Source organism: Kocuria varians (genome assembly GCF_006539885.1).
GTDB classification, from domain to species: Bacteria; Actinomycetota; Actinomycetes; order Actinomycetales; family Micrococcaceae; genus Kocuria; species Kocuria varians.
Genome location: NZ_BJNW01000026.1, coordinates 1 through 17204, shown reverse-complemented (window position 1 = coordinate 17204; position 17204 = coordinate 1). Strand labels below are relative to the sequence as shown.

Annotated in this window: 14 protein-coding genes; 7 read left to right on the top strand and 7 right to left on the bottom strand. The window is 70.6% G+C overall.

The annotated features are described in order from the left end of the window. Positions 1–423: 423 nt before the first annotated feature. Together KVA01_RS11740 and KVA01_RS11735 are read left to right on the top strand one after the other, a co-directional pair. Positions 424–2388 carry an alpha-amylase family protein gene (locus KVA01_RS11740; RefSeq protein WP_068468556.1) on the top strand — a complete coding sequence of 655 codons (1965 nt, stop codon included), beginning with the start codon at positions 424–426 and terminating at the stop codon, positions 2386–2388. 428 nt (positions 2389–2816) lie between these two features. Then, positions 2817–3428: an SRPBCC family protein gene (locus KVA01_RS11735; RefSeq protein ID WP_141270430.1), complete on the top strand. Its 612-nt coding sequence runs from the start codon at positions 2817–2819 to the stop codon at positions 3426–3428. Between the two features lie 18 nt (positions 3429–3446). Here KVA01_RS11735 and KVA01_RS11730 read toward each other — a convergent pair whose 3' ends face one another. Further along, entirely contained in the window at positions 3447–4010 is a 564-nt protein-coding gene (locus KVA01_RS11730) for a GNAT family N-acetyltransferase (protein ID WP_068468559.1), read from the bottom strand. Positions 4011–4130: 120 nt separating this feature from the next. Between KVA01_RS11730 and KVA01_RS11725 the strand changes: the two genes are divergently transcribed. The 3 genes from KVA01_RS11725 to KVA01_RS11715 all read left to right on the top strand — a co-directional run bounded on the left by KVA01_RS11725 (position 4131) and on the right by KVA01_RS11715 (position 6239). After that, on the top strand, positions 4131–4751 hold the full coding sequence (locus KVA01_RS11725) for a superoxide dismutase (protein ID WP_068468562.1): 621 nt from the start codon (positions 4131–4133) through the stop codon (positions 4749–4751). Between the two features lie 249 nt (positions 4752–5000). Beyond that, on the top strand, positions 5001–5978 hold the full coding sequence (locus tag KVA01_RS11720) for a 2-hydroxyacid dehydrogenase (protein WP_141270428.1): 978 nt from the start codon (positions 5001–5003) through the stop codon (positions 5976–5978). 72 nt (positions 5979–6050) lie between these two features. Continuing rightward, on the top strand, positions 6051–6239 hold the full coding sequence (locus KVA01_RS11715) for a hypothetical protein (RefSeq protein WP_141270426.1): 189 nt from the start codon (positions 6051–6053) through the stop codon (positions 6237–6239). A gap of 45 nt (positions 6240–6284) precedes the next feature. Here KVA01_RS11715 and KVA01_RS11710 read toward each other — a convergent pair whose 3' ends face one another. The 4 genes from KVA01_RS11710 to KVA01_RS11695 all read right to left on the bottom strand — a co-directional run bounded on the left by KVA01_RS11710 (position 6285) and on the right by KVA01_RS11695 (position 10666). Continuing rightward, on the bottom strand, positions 6285–7454 hold the full coding sequence (locus KVA01_RS11710) for a cysteine desulfurase family protein (RefSeq protein ID WP_141270424.1): 1170 nt from the start codon (positions 7452–7454) through the stop codon (positions 6285–6287). 40 nt (positions 7455–7494) lie between these two features. Further along, positions 7495–8394, bottom strand: a complete 900-nt coding sequence (nadC, locus tag KVA01_RS11705) for a carboxylating nicotinate-nucleotide diphosphorylase (protein WP_068468569.1) — start codon at positions 8392–8394, stop codon at positions 7495–7497. Positions 8395–8615: 221 nt separating this feature from the next. Next, positions 8616–9971, bottom strand: coding sequence for a quinolinate synthase NadA (gene nadA / locus KVA01_RS11700; RefSeq protein ID WP_141270422.1), 1356 nt, complete (start codon positions 9969–9971; stop codon positions 8616–8618). Then, entirely contained in the window at positions 9968–10666 is a 699-nt protein-coding gene (locus KVA01_RS11695) for an NUDIX hydrolase (RefSeq protein ID WP_068468609.1), read from the bottom strand. Before KVA01_RS11695 ends, nadA begins: the two co-directional genes overlap by 4 nt. A 213-nt stretch (positions 10667–10879) precedes the next feature. On the opposite strand from KVA01_RS11695, the gene KVA01_RS13140 reads away from it, so the two are divergent. Then, positions 10880–11350: an AbgT family transporter gene (locus KVA01_RS13140; RefSeq protein WP_267899949.1), complete on the top strand. Its 471-nt coding sequence runs from the start codon at positions 10880–10882 to the stop codon at positions 11348–11350. After that, positions 11290–12441 carry an AbgT family transporter gene (locus KVA01_RS11690; protein WP_267899948.1) on the top strand — a complete coding sequence of 384 codons (1152 nt, stop codon included), beginning with the start codon at positions 11290–11292 and terminating at the stop codon, positions 12439–12441. The genes KVA01_RS13140 and KVA01_RS11690 overlap by 61 nt, the downstream gene beginning before the upstream one ends. A 196-nt stretch (positions 12442–12637) precedes the next feature. Here the strand turns inward: KVA01_RS11690 and KVA01_RS11685 are convergent, their stop codons facing one another. Together KVA01_RS11685 and KVA01_RS11680 are read right to left on the bottom strand one after the other, a co-directional pair. Further along, positions 12638–15550: a hypothetical protein gene (locus KVA01_RS11685; RefSeq protein WP_141270420.1), complete on the bottom strand. Its 2913-nt coding sequence runs from the start codon at positions 15548–15550 to the stop codon at positions 12638–12640. 123 nt (positions 15551–15673) lie between these two features. Next, positions 15674–17092: a glucose-6-phosphate dehydrogenase gene (locus KVA01_RS11680; protein ID WP_141270418.1), complete on the bottom strand. Its 1419-nt coding sequence runs from the start codon at positions 17090–17092 to the stop codon at positions 15674–15676. Between the last annotated feature and the right edge of the window lie 112 nt (positions 17093–17204).

Here is a 17204-nt window from a genome sequence, read left to right as displayed (position 1 = left end):
CCGCCCACCGGGATTCCGACCACGTCACGCGCCGTTCACGTGCCCTGTGCACACGGACGGCGCGTGACGTCTGTCCACGGTTCTGCACAGGGTTGTCCACACGCACGGAGGTTTTCCCGGAACCCTGCTCTGGCCTGGGAGGATGTGAACGTTTCCCCTGTGGGCAACTCCGGGACACGCCGTGGTTTCCACGCCTGTGGATAACTCTGTGCACAACCTGTGGGGTGAACACACGGTGGCCGTGCGGGTCATCCTCCGGTCATGTGGGCGTCAGCTCCGGGGCGCCCCCGCGCCGCTGTCTATGCTGGACGGGACCGCCACGCCGGTGCGCGGGCGCGGTCGGACAGAGTTCGGTATCAAGGGGGATCCCGGGCGCCACGACTGCCCACGGTCGTGATGTGTGCCAACCGAGGAGGCATCCCCATGCAGCATGAGACCCAGATCCCCCGTGATCTCCACGACCAGGACGGCGTGCTCGAGTTCGTCCGGGAGCGGCTGCTCCGGGACACTCGCGTGAGCTCCGAGGACCGGGCCGTGTTCGCGGGCCGCACGGACACCCACGTGGACCGCCTGGTGACCTCCCTGCACGCCGTCTACGGCGAGGACCCGGACTTCTGGGAGACCGTCGCGCGAGCCGTGCTGACCGCGTGGGAGGCGTTCGTCGCGCGCCCGCAGGACCTCAAGGACCTGGACCGCCGCCGCGAGGGTGCCCAGCCGTGGTTCACGTCCCGGGACGCCGTGGGCGGGGTCTGCTACGTGGACCGTTTCGGGGGGGACCTGGCCGGGCTGCGTGAACGCATCCCGTACTTCAAGGAGCTCGGGCTGACCTACCTGCACCTGATGCCTCTCTACGAGGCGCCGGCGGGCAACTCGGACGGCGGGTACGCGGTCTCCTCCTACCGCCACGTGGATCCCGCGCTGGGGACCATGGAGGAGCTCGCGGAGTTCGCGGCGCTGCTGCGGGCGCAGGGGATCGCCCTGGTGCTGGACTTCGTCTTCAACCACACCTCCAACGAGCACGCGTGGGCCCGGGCGGCCGCGGCGGGGGACCCGTTCCACGAGCGCTTCTACTGGATCTACCCGGACCGCACCGTCCCGGACGAGTTCGAGCGCACCGCGCGCGAGATCTTCCCGGACGACCACCCGGGCGTCTTCACCCGCGTGGACAGCACCGCCGTGGGCCGCGCGGAGAGCCCGTTCCACCCGGACCCGCGCTGGGTGTGGACCACGTTCCACCGCTTCCAGTGGGACCTGAACTACTCCAACCCGCACGTCTTCCACGCCATGGCGGGGGAGATGCTCTTCCTGGCCAACCACGGTGCGCAGGTGCTGCGCCTGGACGCCGTCGCCTTCATCTGGAAGCGGCTGGGCACGTCCTGCGAGTCGCAGCCCCAGGTGCACGACCTGCTGCGCGCCTTCAACGCGGTGGTGGCGCTCGCCGCACCCGCGGTGGAGTTCAAGTCCGAGGCGATCGTGCACCCGGACGAGGTGATCCGCTACATCCAGCCGGACCAGTGCGCACTGTCCTACAACCCGCTGCAGATGGCGCTCACGTGGGAGGCGCTGGCCACGCGCGACGTCCGGATGCTCTCGGCGGCGCTCGCGGAGCGCCACGCCACCCCGGAGGGCACCGCGTGGGTCAACTATGTGCGCAGCCACGACGACATCGGCTGGACCTTCTCGGACGACGACGCCGCGCGGCTCGGAATCAACGGCCACGACCACCGCCGCTTCCTCAACGCCTTCTACACCGGCCGCCACCCGGGCAGCTTCGCCCACGGGGTGCCGTTCCAGGACAACCCCCGCACCGGCGACTGCCGGATCTGCGGGACCACGGCGTCCCTGCTGGGGCTAGAGAACGAGCCCGGCCCGGCCGTGGACCGGATCCTGCTCGCGTACTCGGTGGTCATGAGCACGGGCGGCGTGCCCCTGATCTACCTGGGGGATGAGGTCGGCCAGCTCAACGACGCCCACTGGCAGGAGAACCCGGACAACGCGCACGATGCCCGGTGGGTGCACCGACCCCTGTACTCGGAGGCGGACTACGAGCGCCGTCACGACCTCTTCTCCGTCCAGGGGCGGATCTTCGGCGGGATCCGGGGGATGATCACGGTCCGTCGCAGCACCCCGGAGTTCGACGGCACCACCCTGATCCCGTTCGACACCCACGAGGACCACGTCCTGGGCTACCAGCGTCCCGGGGAGCACAGCGTGGTGCTGTGCCTCGCGAACGTGAGCGACTGGTCCCAGTTCGTGAGCGGAGAGACGTTGAGCGGCTTCCTGCCCACGGCCACGAACGTGTACGACGGCGAGCAGGTGGACCTGCGCGGCGGGATCCTCCTGGAGGCCCACGGTTTCCGGTGGCTGCGGGTGCTCCCCGCGGTCTAGGAACCGGTCCGGAAACGCCCCTTCACCTCTGTCCCCCCAAAAGGGGGTAGGTCTCCGCAGATGGGTGGACAACGCCGGTTATCCACATGATTTGTCCACAGCGTGGATAAGTCACACGAGTGGGATTCGATCCGCTGTCCATATGTTTATCTGGTATCTCCCCTGGTGAGAGCTGGGTGCATCCCTGGGATGCGGCAGGGTGGCTCAGGACGTCGAAAACCTGTTCGAAAAATCCACAGCTTTTTCCACCCCTGTGGACAACTTTTATCCACCCCTGTGCACGCGTCATATGACCCCGCAGAGGGTGACGTGTCCACAAGTTTGCGTCAGACTGGAAGTGCCTGGTCATCCAGGCGCACTGTCACAAGCGTGTGTCGCTGCTCGGTGGGACGAGCGGCGTGGGGAGGGGCACGCACCAAGGGGGAAACATGTCTGCACATATCACGCGCCTGGAGAAGGACGCGCACGGATTCACCATGCTGGCCGAGCAGGACGTCCCCGTGGAGGGCGACGTCGTGGACGAGGCACTCAGCCGGCCGGCCGCACTGGGCAGGTGGTTCGATGTCCACTACGAGTGGCCAACGAGCATCGACGAGCCCCTGAACGTGGGGGCGGCACTGGAGTTCACCGCGGCCGTCGGGCCGCTGCGCTACGAGTTCATCATGATCGTGGCGGACCGCATACCCGGGGAGTCGCTCATGCTGCGCACCACCAAGGGTCCGACCGACGCCACCGTGGAGTACTCGTGGACAGAGGCCGACGGCGGTGTCCACGTGATCTTCGAGGGTGACTTCCGGCTGCGGGGTTCCCTGTGGTGGAAGTCGCCGTGGTCCCAGATGCTGGCCAGGCGCGCCGTGACCCGTGGTCTGGAGCGGATGCGGAAGGACCTGCTCTCGCATGCGCAGACACCCACGCCCGCCCTCCTCGGAAGGGCCGGCAGTGCTGCGGCCACGCCGCCGGCGGTGCAGGACGGGTGCGTGGGGCGTGGCCGCGCGGCTCACAGGAAGCCGAGCGGGCGTCGTCGGGCGCAGAGCGCCTGAGGACACGAGCCGAGAGGCTCAGGGCAGCGGGCGTTCCATGCGCTGGACCGTGACCCAGAAGTCCGGGCCGGGCACGTGGAAGGTGGCCGTGCCGCGCGGGGAGTAGCCCAGGCCGGTGTAGAAGCGCTTGAGCACGGGGTTGGCGTCGTCGCAGTCCAGGCGGGAGATGCTGCGCCCGGAGTCGGCGATCACCTGCTCCGCCGCGCGCAGCAGCCGGGTGCCCGTGCCGGTGCCGTTGAGGCTGCGGTCCACCGCCACGCCGTGGATGTACCCGGCGGGTTCGGGCTGCTCGCCCCAGATCTCCACGTCCTCCCAGATCACGCGCACGCTGCCGAGCACCTCGCCGGGACCACTCTCGGGCTCCACCACCCACCACTGTCCCGCGGCGATCTCCTGTTCAACCTGCGCGGGGGTGAACTCGCCCTCCCGCCACTGATCGATGCCGCGGGCCTGCATCCACCGGGCCAGCTCGTCCCTCAGCGCCACGATTCCCGGGGCGTGTGCGGGGGTGGCGGGAAGAACGTCTGTCACGGAGGAGACAGAGGGAACGGGGGCGGCGGACGTGCTGTGCGTGCGGGACATGACCCCAGCGTAGGGCGGTCCGTCACGGACGTACGCTGGTGGCTGAACGTCCTTGACCCCTCTCCGGTGCCGGACGGACAGTGGAACTGTCCCGATCCCATCCAGGAAGGATGATTCACCGTGGCTGAAAAGTTCACTCTCCCCGATCTTCCGTACGACTACGCGGCGCTGGAGCCCTACATCTCCGCGCAGATCATGCAGCTGCACCACGACAAGCACCACAACACGTACGTGACCGGTGCCAACACCGCCCTGGAGAAAATGGAGGAGGCCCGCGCCAACGGTGACGCCGCGGGTGCCGCCAAGCTCTCCAAGGACCTGCAGTTCAACCTGGGTGGTCACATCAACCACTCCATCTTCTGGAAGAACATGTCCCCGGACGGCGGCGACAAGCCCACCGGCGAGCTGGCCGCGGCCATCGACGAGTTCTTCGGCTCCTTCGACAACTTCCGTGACCAGTTCACGGCCGTTGCCACCACCATCCAGGGTTCCGGCTGGGCCATCCTGGCCTACGAGCCGATCGCCGGGAACCTCGTGATCGAGCAGATGTACGACCAGCAGAACGGTGTCCCCGTGGCCACCATCCCGCTGCTGCAGCTCGACATGTGGGAGCACGCCTTCTACCTCGACTACCAGAACGTCAAGGCCGACTACGTCAAGGCCTTCTGGAACATCGTGAACTGGGCGGACGTCGCCGAGCGCTTCGAGAAGGCACGCGCCGGGGCCAAGTCCCTCATCTGATCACGCGTGTGACCACCGTGTGACGCCCTGCCCGGCGCCACGCCCCGAGACGCCCCGTTCGGCCCCTGCCGGGCGGGGTGTCGTGTTTCCCTGCGGGGACGACGACGCCGCGTGGCCGGGCGGGCTGCCCGGCGTCGCCCGGGCCGCGCCCTGCCCTTCGCGGTGGACGGTGCCTGCCGCCCGCCAGCGCGACGGCCGCGGCGTCGTCGTCCCGTGCTGTCCCCCTGACCACCCAGAGGAGAACCACCCATGAGCACCCCGCGCTTCCTGGTGACCCAGGAGATTCCCGAACCCGGACCGAGCATCCTGCGCGAGGCCGGCGAGGTGGACGTGCGCCACGGCATGAGCGCCGCGGAGCTGGAGGGGGCGGTCACGAGCGGGGACTACGACGTGGTGCTCGCCCAGGTCTCGGACCGCTTCGACGCCCCGCTGCTCGCTCGCGCGCGGATCAGGGGGATCGCGAACTACGCGGTGGGCTACAACAACGTGGACGTGCCGGCCGCGGCGGAGCACGGGATCGCGGTGGGCAACACCCCGGACGTGCTGGACGACGCCACGGCGAACATCGCGATGTTGCTGTTCCTGGGTGCCGCCCGGCGGGCCCACGAGGCGTCCGAGTACCTGCGCGGCGGGCACTTCACAGGGCTGCGACCCGACCTGCTCGTAGGGCAGGATGTCACCGGGGCCACGCTGGGCATCGCGGGCATGGGACGGATCGGCAAGGCGGTCGCACGCCGTGCTCTGGGGTTCGGGATGCGCGTGCTGTTCACGCAGCGTCCCCCGCACGACCGCGAGGTCACACGGGAGGAGCTCGGGGACCTCGCCGACCACGTCACCCAGCTCCCGTGGGACGAGCTCGTGCGCGAGAGCGACTACCTCTCGCTGCACGTGCCGCTCACGGAGTCGACCACGCACCTGGTGGACGCGGATGTCCTGCACCGCATGAAGTCCACCGCGGTGCTCGTGAACACGGCGCGGGGGCCCGTGGTGGACGAGAAGGCCCTCGTCCGGGCCCTGCGCGACGGGGAGATCTTCGCGGCAGGACTCGACGTGTTCGAGAACGAGCCCGCCGTGGAGCCCGAGCTGCTCGAGCTGCCCAATGCCTTCCTGCTGCCGCACGTGGGCTCCGCGGAGGCGGGCACCCGGGCGGGCATGGCGCGCATGGCCGCGGAGAACGCCGTGGCCATGGCCCGCGGGGAGCAGCCGCCGTACCCGGTTCAGCCCTAGATGGACGGGGAGGAGCAGTAGGTGAAGGGCCGCCGTGGGTCTCTGTATGGGTGGGCGGCGTTTGTCGTCGTCATGCTTGTTGTTCTCGTCGTCGCGTATCCCCTGATGGGCAAGCCCCTCGGGGATGCGCTGATTCTGGCCGGAGTCGCTCTCGTGGGCGCCGTCCTGGGGGTCTGCCTGCGTGAGGTCTTCCGCGGCAGGTCACGGCGACGGGCGCGCGAGGCGCGCAGTGCTCGGCACGAGGCGGAGCAGCACGACTGATCCTTCGCCCTGTGCTGCGGTCCGTAGGCGTGCGCGAGTGGAAGCTCAGGGGGCCAGTAGGGCCGTGACCACCTCAGCGGTGGCCCGGACCGCGGCGTCGATCTCCTGCTCGGTGGTGTCCCTGCCCAGGCTGTAGCGCACCGCGGTGCTCGCGATCTCCGGTGACAGTCCCAGGGCGGTGAGCACGTGGGAGGGTTCCGTGGAGCCTGCCGAGCACGCCGAGCCCGAGGACACCAGCACGTCCCTGGTCTCGAGGTCCACCAGCACGGTCTCCCCGTTGACGCCGGGGAAGCAGAAACTCGCGTTCGTGGCCAGCCGCGCCTCTCCGGCCGAGGGGTCGGGGCCGGTGAGGACGGCCCCGGGAACGTTCGCGAGGACGCCCGCGATCAGCCGGTCCCGCAGTTCGGCGCAGCGCCGCGCATGTTCCTCGCGTTCCGCCTCCGCGCGCTCCAGGGCGACGGCGAGGCCCACCGCCCCTGCCACGGTGGAGGTTCCGGACCTGCGGCCGCGCTCGTGGCCCCCGCCGCTGAACAGCGGCCTGAGCGGTGTTCCGCGCCCCAGCCAGAGCACCCCGATCCCCGGGGGCGTCCCGATCTTGTGACCGGCCAGAGACAGTGCGCTCACCCCCAGTGCGCGGACGTCCAGCGGCAGAGTGCCCGCCGCCTGGACGGCGTCCGAGTGGAGGGGGACGCCCTGCTCCGCGGCGATCTCCGCCAGCGCCGTGACGTCCTGCACCGTGCCGATCTCGTTGTTCGCGAGCATCACGGAGGCGACCGCCACCTCGGCGTCGTCGCCCCGCAGCGCGGCGCGGAAGGCCTCCGGGGTGACGACGCCGCGCGCGTCCACCGGGACACGGGTCGCGGTGAAGCCGTCGTAGCGGGCAAGATCCGCCGCCGAGTCCAGGACGGCGGGGTGCTCCACCGCGCTCGTGACCACCCGGGTGCGTTCGTGGCGGCGTTCGCGGCGGGCCAGGGCGATGCCCTTCACCGCGAGGTTGTCCGCCTCCGTGCCGCCGGACGTGAAGACGATCTCCCCGGGGCGGGCGTTCAGCACGGCGGCCACGCGCTCGCGGGCATCCTCAAGCGCGCGGGCCGCCCGACGACCGCGCTCGTGGTGGCTCGACGCATTGCCGAACTCACCGGTCAGCCACGGCCACATGGCTTCGAGCACGTCCCGGCGCGGGGCGGTGGTGGCGGCGTGGTCCAGGTAGATCACGGGGAGGCCTCTCAGATGGTGGTGATCCGGTGGTCCGAACTCAGGCCACGGCGATATCCAGGCCCAGGTCCAGGGAGCGCACCGAGTGGGTCAGGGCCCCCACGGAGATGACGTCCACGCCCGTGGCGGCCACGCTCCCGATGGTCTCCAGGGTGATGCCCCCGGAGGCCTCCACGGCGGCGCGGCCGTCGATCATGGCCACCCCGCTGATCAGGTCCGCCCGGGAGAAGTTGTCCAGCATGACCACGTCTGCACCCCCGGCGAGGACGTCCTCGATCTGGTCCAGGCGGTCCACCTCCACCTCCATGCATGCCGTGTGGGGCATGGAACGGCGCAGCTCCCGCATGGCGCGCGGCAGCGAGGCGCCACCGGCGGTGAGGACGGCCAGGTGGTTGTCCTTGAGCATCACGGCGTCCGAGAGGCCGAAGCGGTGGTTGTGCCCGCCGCCGCACGTCACCGCGTACTTCTCCAGGACACGCAGCCCGGGCGTGGTCTTGCGGGTGTCGCACACGCGCGTCCGTGTGATGGTCCCGGCGGGCAGCTTGTTGGCCCGCTCCACCTCGGCCACCGCGGCCTCCACCGCGGCGACGTAGCGCGCGGTGGTGGTCGCGATCCCGGACATGCGCTGCACGAGGTTCAGCACCGTGCGCTCGGCCGTCAGCAGCGGACGCGCAGGACCGGAGACGGTGGCGACGGCGGTTCCCGGCTCCAGGGGGTCGCCGTCCGCCACGTGCAGCGTCACCTGCAGCGCGGGATCCGCGACGGCGAACCCCGTGCGGATCACCTCCTCCCCGCAGAGCACACCGCTCTCTCGGGAGGTCAGGGTGGCGGTCGCCTGCGCGACGGCGGGGATGGCGAGGTCCGACGTGAGGTCACCCCACGGGGCGTCCTCCGCGAGTCCGGCGCGAATCACGGCCTCAACGGCCGAGCGGTGCAGCATGTGCTGTCCTTTCGTGTGCTTCGTGTGCTTCGTGTGTGCTGGGTGTGGTGCCCAGGCTGTGCGGGCGTAGTCGTGGTCCGCCCTGTGAGGAACCGGGCGCCTGAGCCACGCGGCCGCGGGTGCCGCCGGTGAAGGCCACGGCGTTTCCGACCGTGCTCACGAACGGGGAGCCGGCCGTGCGAGCCGGGGTTTCCGGGGCGCCAGGGGTTGGGATCAAGGCCTCACGCACGCGGCACCGCGGCGAGCATGCGTTCGAGCGCGACCGACGCCTCCTGCGCGACGTCCCGCGAGACCGAGACCTGGTTGACCACCCGCCCGGCCACGAGCTCCTCCAGAACCCACGCGAGGTAGCCGGGGTGGATCCGGTACATCGTGGAGCACGGGCAGATCACGGGGTCCAGGCAGAAGATGGTGTGCTCGGGGTGCTGGGCGGCGAGCCGGTTCACCATGTTGATCTCCGTGCCGATCGCGAAGGTCTGCCCGGGTTCCGCCGCGGCCACGGCCTTGCGGATGTGGTCCGTGGAACCGGCGGAGTCCGCGGCGTCCACGACCTCCATGGGGCACTCCGGGTGCACGACCACGGTACAGCCCGGGTGCTCCGCCCGCGCCTGCTCGATCTGCGCCACGGTGAAGCGGCGGTGCACGGAGCAGAAGCCGTGCCACAGGATCACGCGGGAGTCCCGCAGCTGGTCCGGGGAGTTCCCGCCCAGGGGCTTGCGGGGGTTCCACAGGGGCATCCGCTCCAGCGGCACACCCATGGCCTTGGCGGTGTTGCGGCCCAGGTGCTGGTCCGGGAAGAACAGGACGCGCTGGCCGCGCGCGAACGCCCACTCGAGCACCGTAGCGGCGTTCGAGGACGTGCACACGATCCCGCCGTTGCGCCCGCAGAACGCCTTGAGCGCGGCGGAGGAGTTCATGTAGGTCACCGGGACCACGGAGGCCAGCGGCTCGCCGTCCCCGTCCGTGAGCACGGAGCCGTCCGCCGCGAGGGCGTGGGGGCCGAGGGTGTCCATCAGCTCCGCCCAGCACTCCTCCACGGACTCCTCGTCCGCCATGTCCGCCATGGAGCAGCCCGCCGCGGGGTTGGGCAGGATCACGGACTGCTCGGGGGTCGAGAGGATGTCCGCGGTCTCCGCCATGAAGTGCACGCCGCAGAACACGATGGCCTCCGCCTCCGGGTGGGCCTTCGCCTGCTGCGCCAGCTGGAACGAGTCCCCGATGAAATCCGCGTGGGCCACGATCTCGTCCCGCTGGTAGAAGTGGCCCATCACCACCACCCGCTCGCCCAGGGTCTCCTTGGCGGCGCGGATCATGGCGTCGAGCTGCTCGGGGCTCGCATCCCGGTAGCGCTGCGGGATGGCGGGCTGCGCCGAGGAGCCGGGCGGGACGACGTCGTCCTGCGAGGCCCCGGGGCCGTAGCCCTCCGCGAGGGGCGCGGGGAAGTCCCACGGCTGCTCGGCGAGCGCCGAGCTGCACGAGCCAGTGCCGGCCGGGACGCTCCCGGTGGCGTTCGCGGCGGCGCTCGCCGCGGCGGGAGGTGAGGTCAGCAGGGCGAGGCGGGTGGCCACGGAGGTCATGGGGTCTCCTGGGTAGTGCCGGATCGGAAGAACTCGGGTGCGTGGGTGCGGGTGAAGCGGTACAGGGCCGGTGGTCTGTGGGGTGTGCCGGCCACGCGCTCGCCGGTGTCCTCGAGGCGCCCGGAGCGCAGGACGTGGCGGCGGAAGTTCGGGGCGTCCACCCCGTGGCCGAGGATCGCCTCGTGGACCTCGCGCAGCTGGGCGATGGTGAATGTCTCCGGGAGGAAGGAGCGGGCCACGGTGGGCTCGGCGATCCGGTCCCGCAGCCGCTCCAGCGCGTGGGCGACGATCAGCGAGTGGTCGAAGGCCAGGTCGGGCAGGTCCGTGGCGCGCAGCCAGGTGACGTTGAGGTCCCCCTCGCCCGACGCCGCGTGGTGCGTGGGCAGGGCGGCCCAGTAGACCACGGTGACCACGCGCTCGTCGGCCCCCTGGGAGCGGCTGAGCCCGCCGAAGGTGGCGAGCTGCTCGAGGCGCGTGGCGTCCAGACCCACGGTGAGCCGCAGGTAGCCCGCGGCGGCGTCGTCGAGGTCCTGCTCATCGTCCAGCGGCCCGCCGGGCAGGGCCCACAGGTGGCGGTACGGATCCCGGATGCGCCGGACCAGCGGAAGCCACAGCTCGTGGCGCCCACCGGGGCCCGTGGGGCGCACCGTGAAGATCACGGTGGACACGGCGAGGCTCGTGCACGGGGTGCCCATGGTCACCGCCCTCCGCCGCAGGACCGGGCCGGTGCCCGGTGCTCTCGGGGGCGACTCTAGCCACTAAAAGTCACTGTGACACTAAGTGCGGGGATGTGACGCTTCCCCTCTGCCGCATTTCCCGCGCGCCCGTGTCCTCTCTCCCCACGAGGCCGGCGTTGCGTACGTTGGGCAGGTCACACGTCCGCCGCCCCCGACAGAACGGAACCCGCCATGTCGTCGTCCGCGCCCAGCGCCCGCCCTCAGGGCACGGAGAAGAAGGGGACCGGCGCCCTGCTGCGGGTCCTGAACTGGATCGAGTGGGTGGGCAACAAGCTGCCCGACCCGTTCTGGCTGTTCCTCATGCTCGCGGGCATCGTGATCCTGCTCAGCTGGATCCTGTCCTCGGTGGGTCTCAGCGCCGTGAACCCGGCCACGGGGGAGACCGTGGCGGTCACCAACCTGCTGGCCCCGGACGGGCTGCGGAAGATCGTGGCCGAGGCCGTGACCAACTTCGTGGAGTTCCCGCCGCTCGGGCTGGTGGTCGTGATCCTGCTGGGCGTGGCCGTGGCGGAGCAGTCCGGGATGCTCTCGGCCGCACTGCGCGGCTCGGTGGCGCGGGTGGGCCCCAAGTGGTTACGTTCGTGCTCGCGCTCACCGGCATCACCGGTTCCATCGCCTCGGACGCCATGTACGTGGTGCTGATCCCCCTGGGCGCGCTCGCGTTCAAGGCGGCCGGGCGCTCGCCGGTGGTCGGTCTGGTCGTGGCGTTCTGCTCCGTGGCCGCGGGCTTCAACGCGTCCCTGCTGCCCACGGCGTCGGACGCCCTGCTCGGCGGCATCACCACGGCGGCGGCCGGACTGATCGACAAGAGCGTGATCGTCACCCCGGTCTCCAACTACTTCTTCACGTTCGTCTCCTCCCTGGTGCTCGCGGCCATCATCACGGTGGTCACCGAGACGGTGCTCGCCAAGCGCGGCCAGGCCATCGAGGAGGACACCGACACCAAGCAGCAGAACATGGGCGACTTCGAGGACATGCGCCTGAAGCCCCGCGAGAAGCGCGGCCTGCGCAACGCCGGGATCGCCTTCGCGCTCATGATGGTGGTCTACCTGCTCGCGCTGCTGCTGCCGGGGTCCCCGCTGCGCGCCGAGGACGGCAGCGTGCTCATGTCCCCGTTGCTGCTCAACGTGGGCATCGTGATCGCGGTGGTGTTCGCCGTCGTCGGCTGGGTCTACGGGCGCGCCGCCGGAACCATGACCCGCGCCCGCGAGGTGCCCGAGGCCATGGCCGAGGGGCTCACCGGTGTGACCCCCGTGCTCGTGCTGTTCTTCGCCGCCGCCCAGTTCACCGCCTACTTCCAGTGGTCCGGGATCGGGCCGGTGCTCGCAGTGTACGGAGCAGACTTCATCGGCTCGCTGGGACTGCCCCCGGTGCTCACCTTCACCGGCATCGTGCTGATCGTGGCCGTGATGAACCTGCTCATCACCTCCGGCTCCGCCCAGTGGACGCTGCTCGCGCCCGTGATGGTGCCCATGCTCATGCTGCTGAACGTGTCCCCGGAGATGACCCAGGCGCTGTTCCGCATCGGCGACTCGGCCACCAACGTGATCAGCCCCGTGAGCCCCTACTTCGCGCTCGTGCTCGGGTACCTGCGGCGCTACCAGAAGGACGCCGGCGTGGGCACGCTCATCTCCCTGGTGCTGCCGCTGTCCATCGCGATGCTCGTGGGCTGGTTCCTGCTCTTCATCACCTGGTACCTGCTGGGTCTGCCGCTGGGGCCGCAGGACCTCTGAGCCTTCGGGCGCGCTTCCCCGGGCCGGGCCGGGCCGGACGACGACGCCGCGGCGCCACCCTCGCGCTCGTCGCGCGCTCTCCGGCGTCACCCCCTCCACCACGAAAAGCGCCCCTCCCCGCACACACGCGGGAAGGGGCGTTTCTCGTTCCGGGCACCGGAGGACCGGCACCGGAGGACCGGCACCGCCGGAGGGGTCAGTCCTCGGAGTTCACCGTGATCTTGTCCCCGGACACGGTGACCGTGCCGGAGCCGTAGATGCTGGAGGTGGTGTCCTTGTCCTTCCACTTGGCGGGCTCGTCGTCGTCGTACTCGGTGTTGTACTGGTAGTCCAGGCGCACCTCACCGGACTTGTCAGTGCTGTAGGTGGTGTGGTCACCGTAGGAGGACACCGAGTACGTGGGGTAGCGCTCGATGCTCCACGACGGGTTCCGGTAGTCCTTCTTGTCCCCGAAGATCGAGTAGGAGAATGGGCAACCCTCCGGCTCGAACGAGGTGCTCTTCGCACAGGTGTCGAGCTTGGCGTTGAGCTGCTTGGTGAGGTCCTCCTTCAGCACGGGGGTGAAGGATGCACTGAACGACATGGACGGGGCGGAGCCCTGCGAGCCGGCGCGGATCTGCGCCACCTGGTCCCCGCCGTAGGTCACGTACTTCCCGGAGGATGCGATGCTCACGTCGTAGTCGCCGGGGAGCACCGTGAACTCCTCCTCGTGGGAGTCGCTCAGCGAGTCCACGGGGACCTTGGTGCCGTTGACGGTCAGCTCGCTGACGCCGCCGGGGATGCGCACCGAGAAGGACTGGTAGAGCTCGGAGCCCGCGGTCGAGTCCACGCGCCAGGACTTGAACAGCCCGTTGCGCGAGTCGCTGACCATGGGCAGGGCCACGGGTGTGGTCACCCCGTCCTGGGTCACGGTGGCGTTCACGGTCGCGTGGTCGCCGTCGATCTGGGTGTCCTTGATCTCGTACGAGGACACGCGGTTCTCCGCGGCGCCGTAGACCTCGTCCGTGAGCAGGCCGCGCTGGCCGGTGCTCACGTTCGGGTCCGCGACCTCCGAGACCGCCTTGGCCTTGCCGTCCGTGACGGACTGCAGCAGCTCCTCGGCCTGGTTGTCCGGGCCGAACACGGTGCGGCTGAGCACGGAGAACACGATGATCGCGGCCACGACCAGCAGGATCACGGCTCCGGCAATGATGGCGATCAGCCGGATCCGCTTCTTCTTCTGCGGATCCATCGGCTCGCGCGGCTGGGGCTCGGCCGCGGCCTGGGCGTCCCCGTAGGTCGGCAGGACGCGCGTCTGCTCACCCGGCGCCGCGGCGCCGTCGTACGCACGCTGCGCGCTCACCGGTTCCGTGCGCGCGGTCTCCGCCGCGGGGTAGGACGGGGCCGACGACGCCGCGGCGGGTGCCGCGCTCGCCGCAGCCGGTGCCGCCGCCACGACCGCACCGCCCATCGCGGCCGCCGAGGCCACCACCGCCGGACGGCCACGGGCACGCTCGGAGCCGCGCAGCCAGCGGGTCACCACGGCGGGCAGGGATCCCATGAAGGCGGGGGCCACGAAGCGTGCGAGCAGCTCGATCACCGCGCCCCACAGCAGGAAGACGAGGCACGTCCACCCGGCGGGTCGCAGGCTGAAGCCCGCGCTCTGGCTGCTGCCGGAGGTGGCGGAGGCGTAGCCGCTGACGTTGAGCAGCCACATCGCCAGGAGGCCCAGGACGAAGTACGCGACCGGCAGGACCGCCCACGCCACGGGGTTGCGCGCGATCCGCTGGTTCACGGGACGCACGTGCGCCCATGCCACGGCGGCACACACCACGGAGACCAGGGCGAGCAGGATGCACAGCACCACGACCCACGCGGGCACGGCACCCTCGCTCCACAGGTAGGCGGCGTGCGAGCTGCCGGCCAGGTCCGTGTAGGTGGCCGCGGCGCCGCCGGCGGTGAGCGCGGAGAGCAGCGAGAGGACGAAGAGCCATCCGACGGCGATCGGCAGCCAGAACGGTGCGGAGAAACCGGCGACGGCCCCGCCCTTGACGAAGGCCCAGATCAGCAGGCCCAGACCGGCCACGGCCCCGAAGACGCAGAACTGCACGACCATGGGACGCAGCACCTGCAGGACACCGGGCATGCTGCGCTCGGCACCGATCACCAGGCGGCCGGGGGCGGCCTGGGTGGAGCGCACGTTCAGTGCGGACGCCACCGTCAGCAGGCCCACCAGGAACAGCACCACGAACAGGCCCACGCCCACCGCGGAGATCCGCAGCTGCACGGTCGAGTAGAAGACGGGGACGTCCAGGCGCAGCGCGGTGACGGCGGTGACGATCAGCGCGAGAGCACCCCACACCGCACCGCCCACGGCGGCCATGACCCACTGGACGGCGCGCGTCTGCACGCTCACGTCCTTGGTGAGCGCGCGGGCGACGAACCACGCCGCCAGGATGCCGCACACCAGCGCGAAGTACTGGGGCACCGTGATGCCCGCGTTGCCGCCCTCACCGGCGAAGCTCGCCGACAGGCGCAGCGGGACCAGCGCGGCCATCGCGGCCAGCTGGAACGGGATGGAGAGGAACCAGGACACCCCGGAGAGGTCCGGTGCGGTGCCCGTGTAGTCGTCGATCTGGTCGTCGAGCTGCTCCGTGAGGCTGCCGTTAGAGTCACCCGAGATGAGCGCGCCGAGCAGGGTGAGCAGCATCGCGACCACGGTGCCCACCACCGTGCCCACGTAGCCGGCCGCACCGGCCACGGCGGGGACCCACCAGTGGCGCGGGGTCATGCTCGCCAGCGCCGCCGGCGGGGCGTAGGTGTAGGGCTGCTGACCGTTGGGCGCGGCGGCACCCGCGGTGCCCGCCGCGCCGGTGGTGCCTGCGGCGCCCGGGGCAGCGGCCGTGCCATGCTCGGTGTGCGCGCCGTCCTCGGCGGGGACGGCACCGGCACGGGACGTGGGGGCGTCCTGCGCGGCGATGCCGTCATGGGTGGTCGGAGCGTTCTGGATGGTCGGAGCGTCCTGGGACGTGGTGCCGTGGCCGTCCTGGCCTGCGGCGGGGACGCCCTCGGTCTCCTCCCCGTGCGGTTCCCGGGGCTCGCCCGCGGGATCGTGTGCCGATGATGGCATGTGGTTCTCCCCTGTGCTGCGTTAAAGGCCCAGGGCACTCCCTGGACTTTCCCTGGATATCAGAGGAGGACACGCGGGCCCCGCACGGCCCGCCGTGCAGGGGTCATGTGTATGAATAAGTCTTTACTTGACGACCGGGCCCTGCGATCCTGCGGGGTACTCGCGCAGCGGGGCGCAGGTGTCGTAGGCGTCCTGGATGAGGTCGATGATCCGCCACCCCTCCTCGGAGGCGTCCGCGCGGACGGTGAACGTGGGGTCCCCGTCCAGGATCCAGCGCATCACGGAGCCGTACGCGGTCAGCCCGGGCTCGGGCACGCGGCTGGAGAGGGTCAGGCGGTTCATGCCGCGGGAGTCGAAGGGGCTGCCCACGTTGGCGTCCAGCTGCACGTGCTCCTCCTCGAAGCCCACGCTGAGCACGTTCGGGGCGGTGGGGTGCGGCCAGCCCTTGTACTCGTGGGGCGGGCGACGGAAGGTCACGCGGATGTGCTGGGCGGGGTCGCCGATGGCCTTGCCGGAGCGCAGGGTCACGGGCACGCCGTTCCAGCGCCAGGTGTCCACCTCCAGGATGGCCTGCACGAACGTCTCGGTCTCGCGCTGGGGGTCCACGTCCTTCTCCGCCGCGTAGTCGGGGACGTCCTGCCCGCCCACGGTTCCGGCGGTGTAGCGGCCGCGGACCACCGGGGTGATGCCCGGGTGCTCGGCCGCGTGGGTCGCGGACTCCTCGTCCCACAGGCGCGTGGCGCGCAGGATGTGGGCGGTGTTCGCGGGGACCTCCACGGCGTCGAAGCGCGAGGGCGGGTCCATCATGGTCAGCGCCATGACCTGCAGCAGGTGAGACTGCAGCATGTCCCGGGCGGCACCCGTGGTGTCGTAGAACTCGCCGCGGCCCTCGAGCGCCAGGGTCTCGTCGAACACGATCTCGATGGACTGGATGTGCCGCCGGTCCCAGATGGGCTCGAAGAGCCGGTTGGCGAAGCGCAGCCCCACGATGTCCAGCACGCCGGGCATCCCCAGGAAGTGGTCCACGCGGAACGTGTGCTCCTCGTCCACGAGCTCGCCCACCTGCGCGTTGAGCGCCCGCGCGGAGTGCAGGTCCGTGCCCACGGGCTTCTCCAGGGCCAGGTAGAGGTCCTCGGGCAGCGCGTCCAGCTCGGCCAGGGCCGCGCACGCCCTCTTGGTGATCGCGGGCGCCAGCGCGAAGTATAGGCACACGGGGCCGACGACGCCGCCCAGCAGCTTCTCGAGGTCCGCCGCCTCGGTGACGTCGCACGAGACCCACCGCGTGTTCTCCCGGGCGTGGTCCACGGCGGGGCCGGTGGCATCCACGGACGAGAATGCCTTGGCGACCGTTTCCTCCCACGTCTCCGCGCGCACGTCGTCGTCCGGGCCGAGCGGACCCGGGAAGTCCTCCCGAGCGGAACCGATGACCGTGATCTCCCGCTCAGGCTGCAGGGCCAGCAGCGAGCCCAGCCCCGGGAGCAGGAGGCGCGCGGTGAGGTCACCGGAGGCGCCGAGAATCACAAGGGTCCTGATGTTGTCCATGGAATCAGGGTAGGGGGTGAGGTGGAATGCGGGGTCGCGCACTTTTCAGGTCGCCGGCCTTACGCAGCCCGACTCGAGTCAGCAGCGCCACGCCCTCCTGTATCTAGGTAGA

Excerpts from the sequence above, each read along its gene's own strand:
- KVA01_RS11685 (WP_141270420.1), bottom strand. The coding sequence starts at position 15,550 with ATGCCATCATCGGCACACGATCCCGCGGGCGAGCCCCGGGAACCGCAC.
- KVA01_RS13140 (WP_267899949.1), top strand. The coding sequence starts at position 10,880 with ATGTCGTCGTCCGCGCCCAGCGCCCGCCCTCAGGGCACGGAGAAGAAG.
- KVA01_RS11715 (WP_141270426.1), top strand. The coding sequence starts at position 6,051 with ATGCTTGTTGTTCTCGTCGTCGCGTATCCCCTGATGGGCAAGCCCCTC.
- KVA01_RS11735 (WP_141270430.1), top strand. The coding sequence starts at position 2,817 with ATGTCTGCACATATCACGCGCCTGGAGAAGGACGCGCACGGATTCACC.
- KVA01_RS11680 (WP_141270418.1), bottom strand. The coding sequence starts at position 17,092 with ATGGACAACATCAGGACCCTTGTGATTCTCGGCGCCTCCGGTGACCTC.
- KVA01_RS11740 (WP_068468556.1), top strand. The coding sequence starts at position 424 with ATGCAGCATGAGACCCAGATCCCCCGTGATCTCCACGACCAGGACGGC.
- KVA01_RS11720 (WP_141270428.1), top strand. The coding sequence starts at position 5,001 with ATGAGCACCCCGCGCTTCCTGGTGACCCAGGAGATTCCCGAACCCGGA.
- KVA01_RS11730 (WP_068468559.1), bottom strand. The coding sequence starts at position 4,010 with ATGTCCCGCACGCACAGCACGTCCGCCGCCCCCGTTCCCTCTGTCTCC.
- KVA01_RS11695 (WP_068468609.1), bottom strand. The coding sequence starts at position 10,666 with ATGGGCACCCCGTGCACGAGCCTCGCCGTGTCCACCGTGATCTTCACG.
- nadA (WP_141270422.1), bottom strand. The coding sequence starts at position 9,971 with ATGACCTCCGTGGCCACCCGCCTCGCCCTGCTGACCTCACCTCCCGCC.
- nadC (WP_068468569.1), bottom strand. The coding sequence starts at position 8,394 with ATGCTGCACCGCTCGGCCGTTGAGGCCGTGATTCGCGCCGGACTCGCG.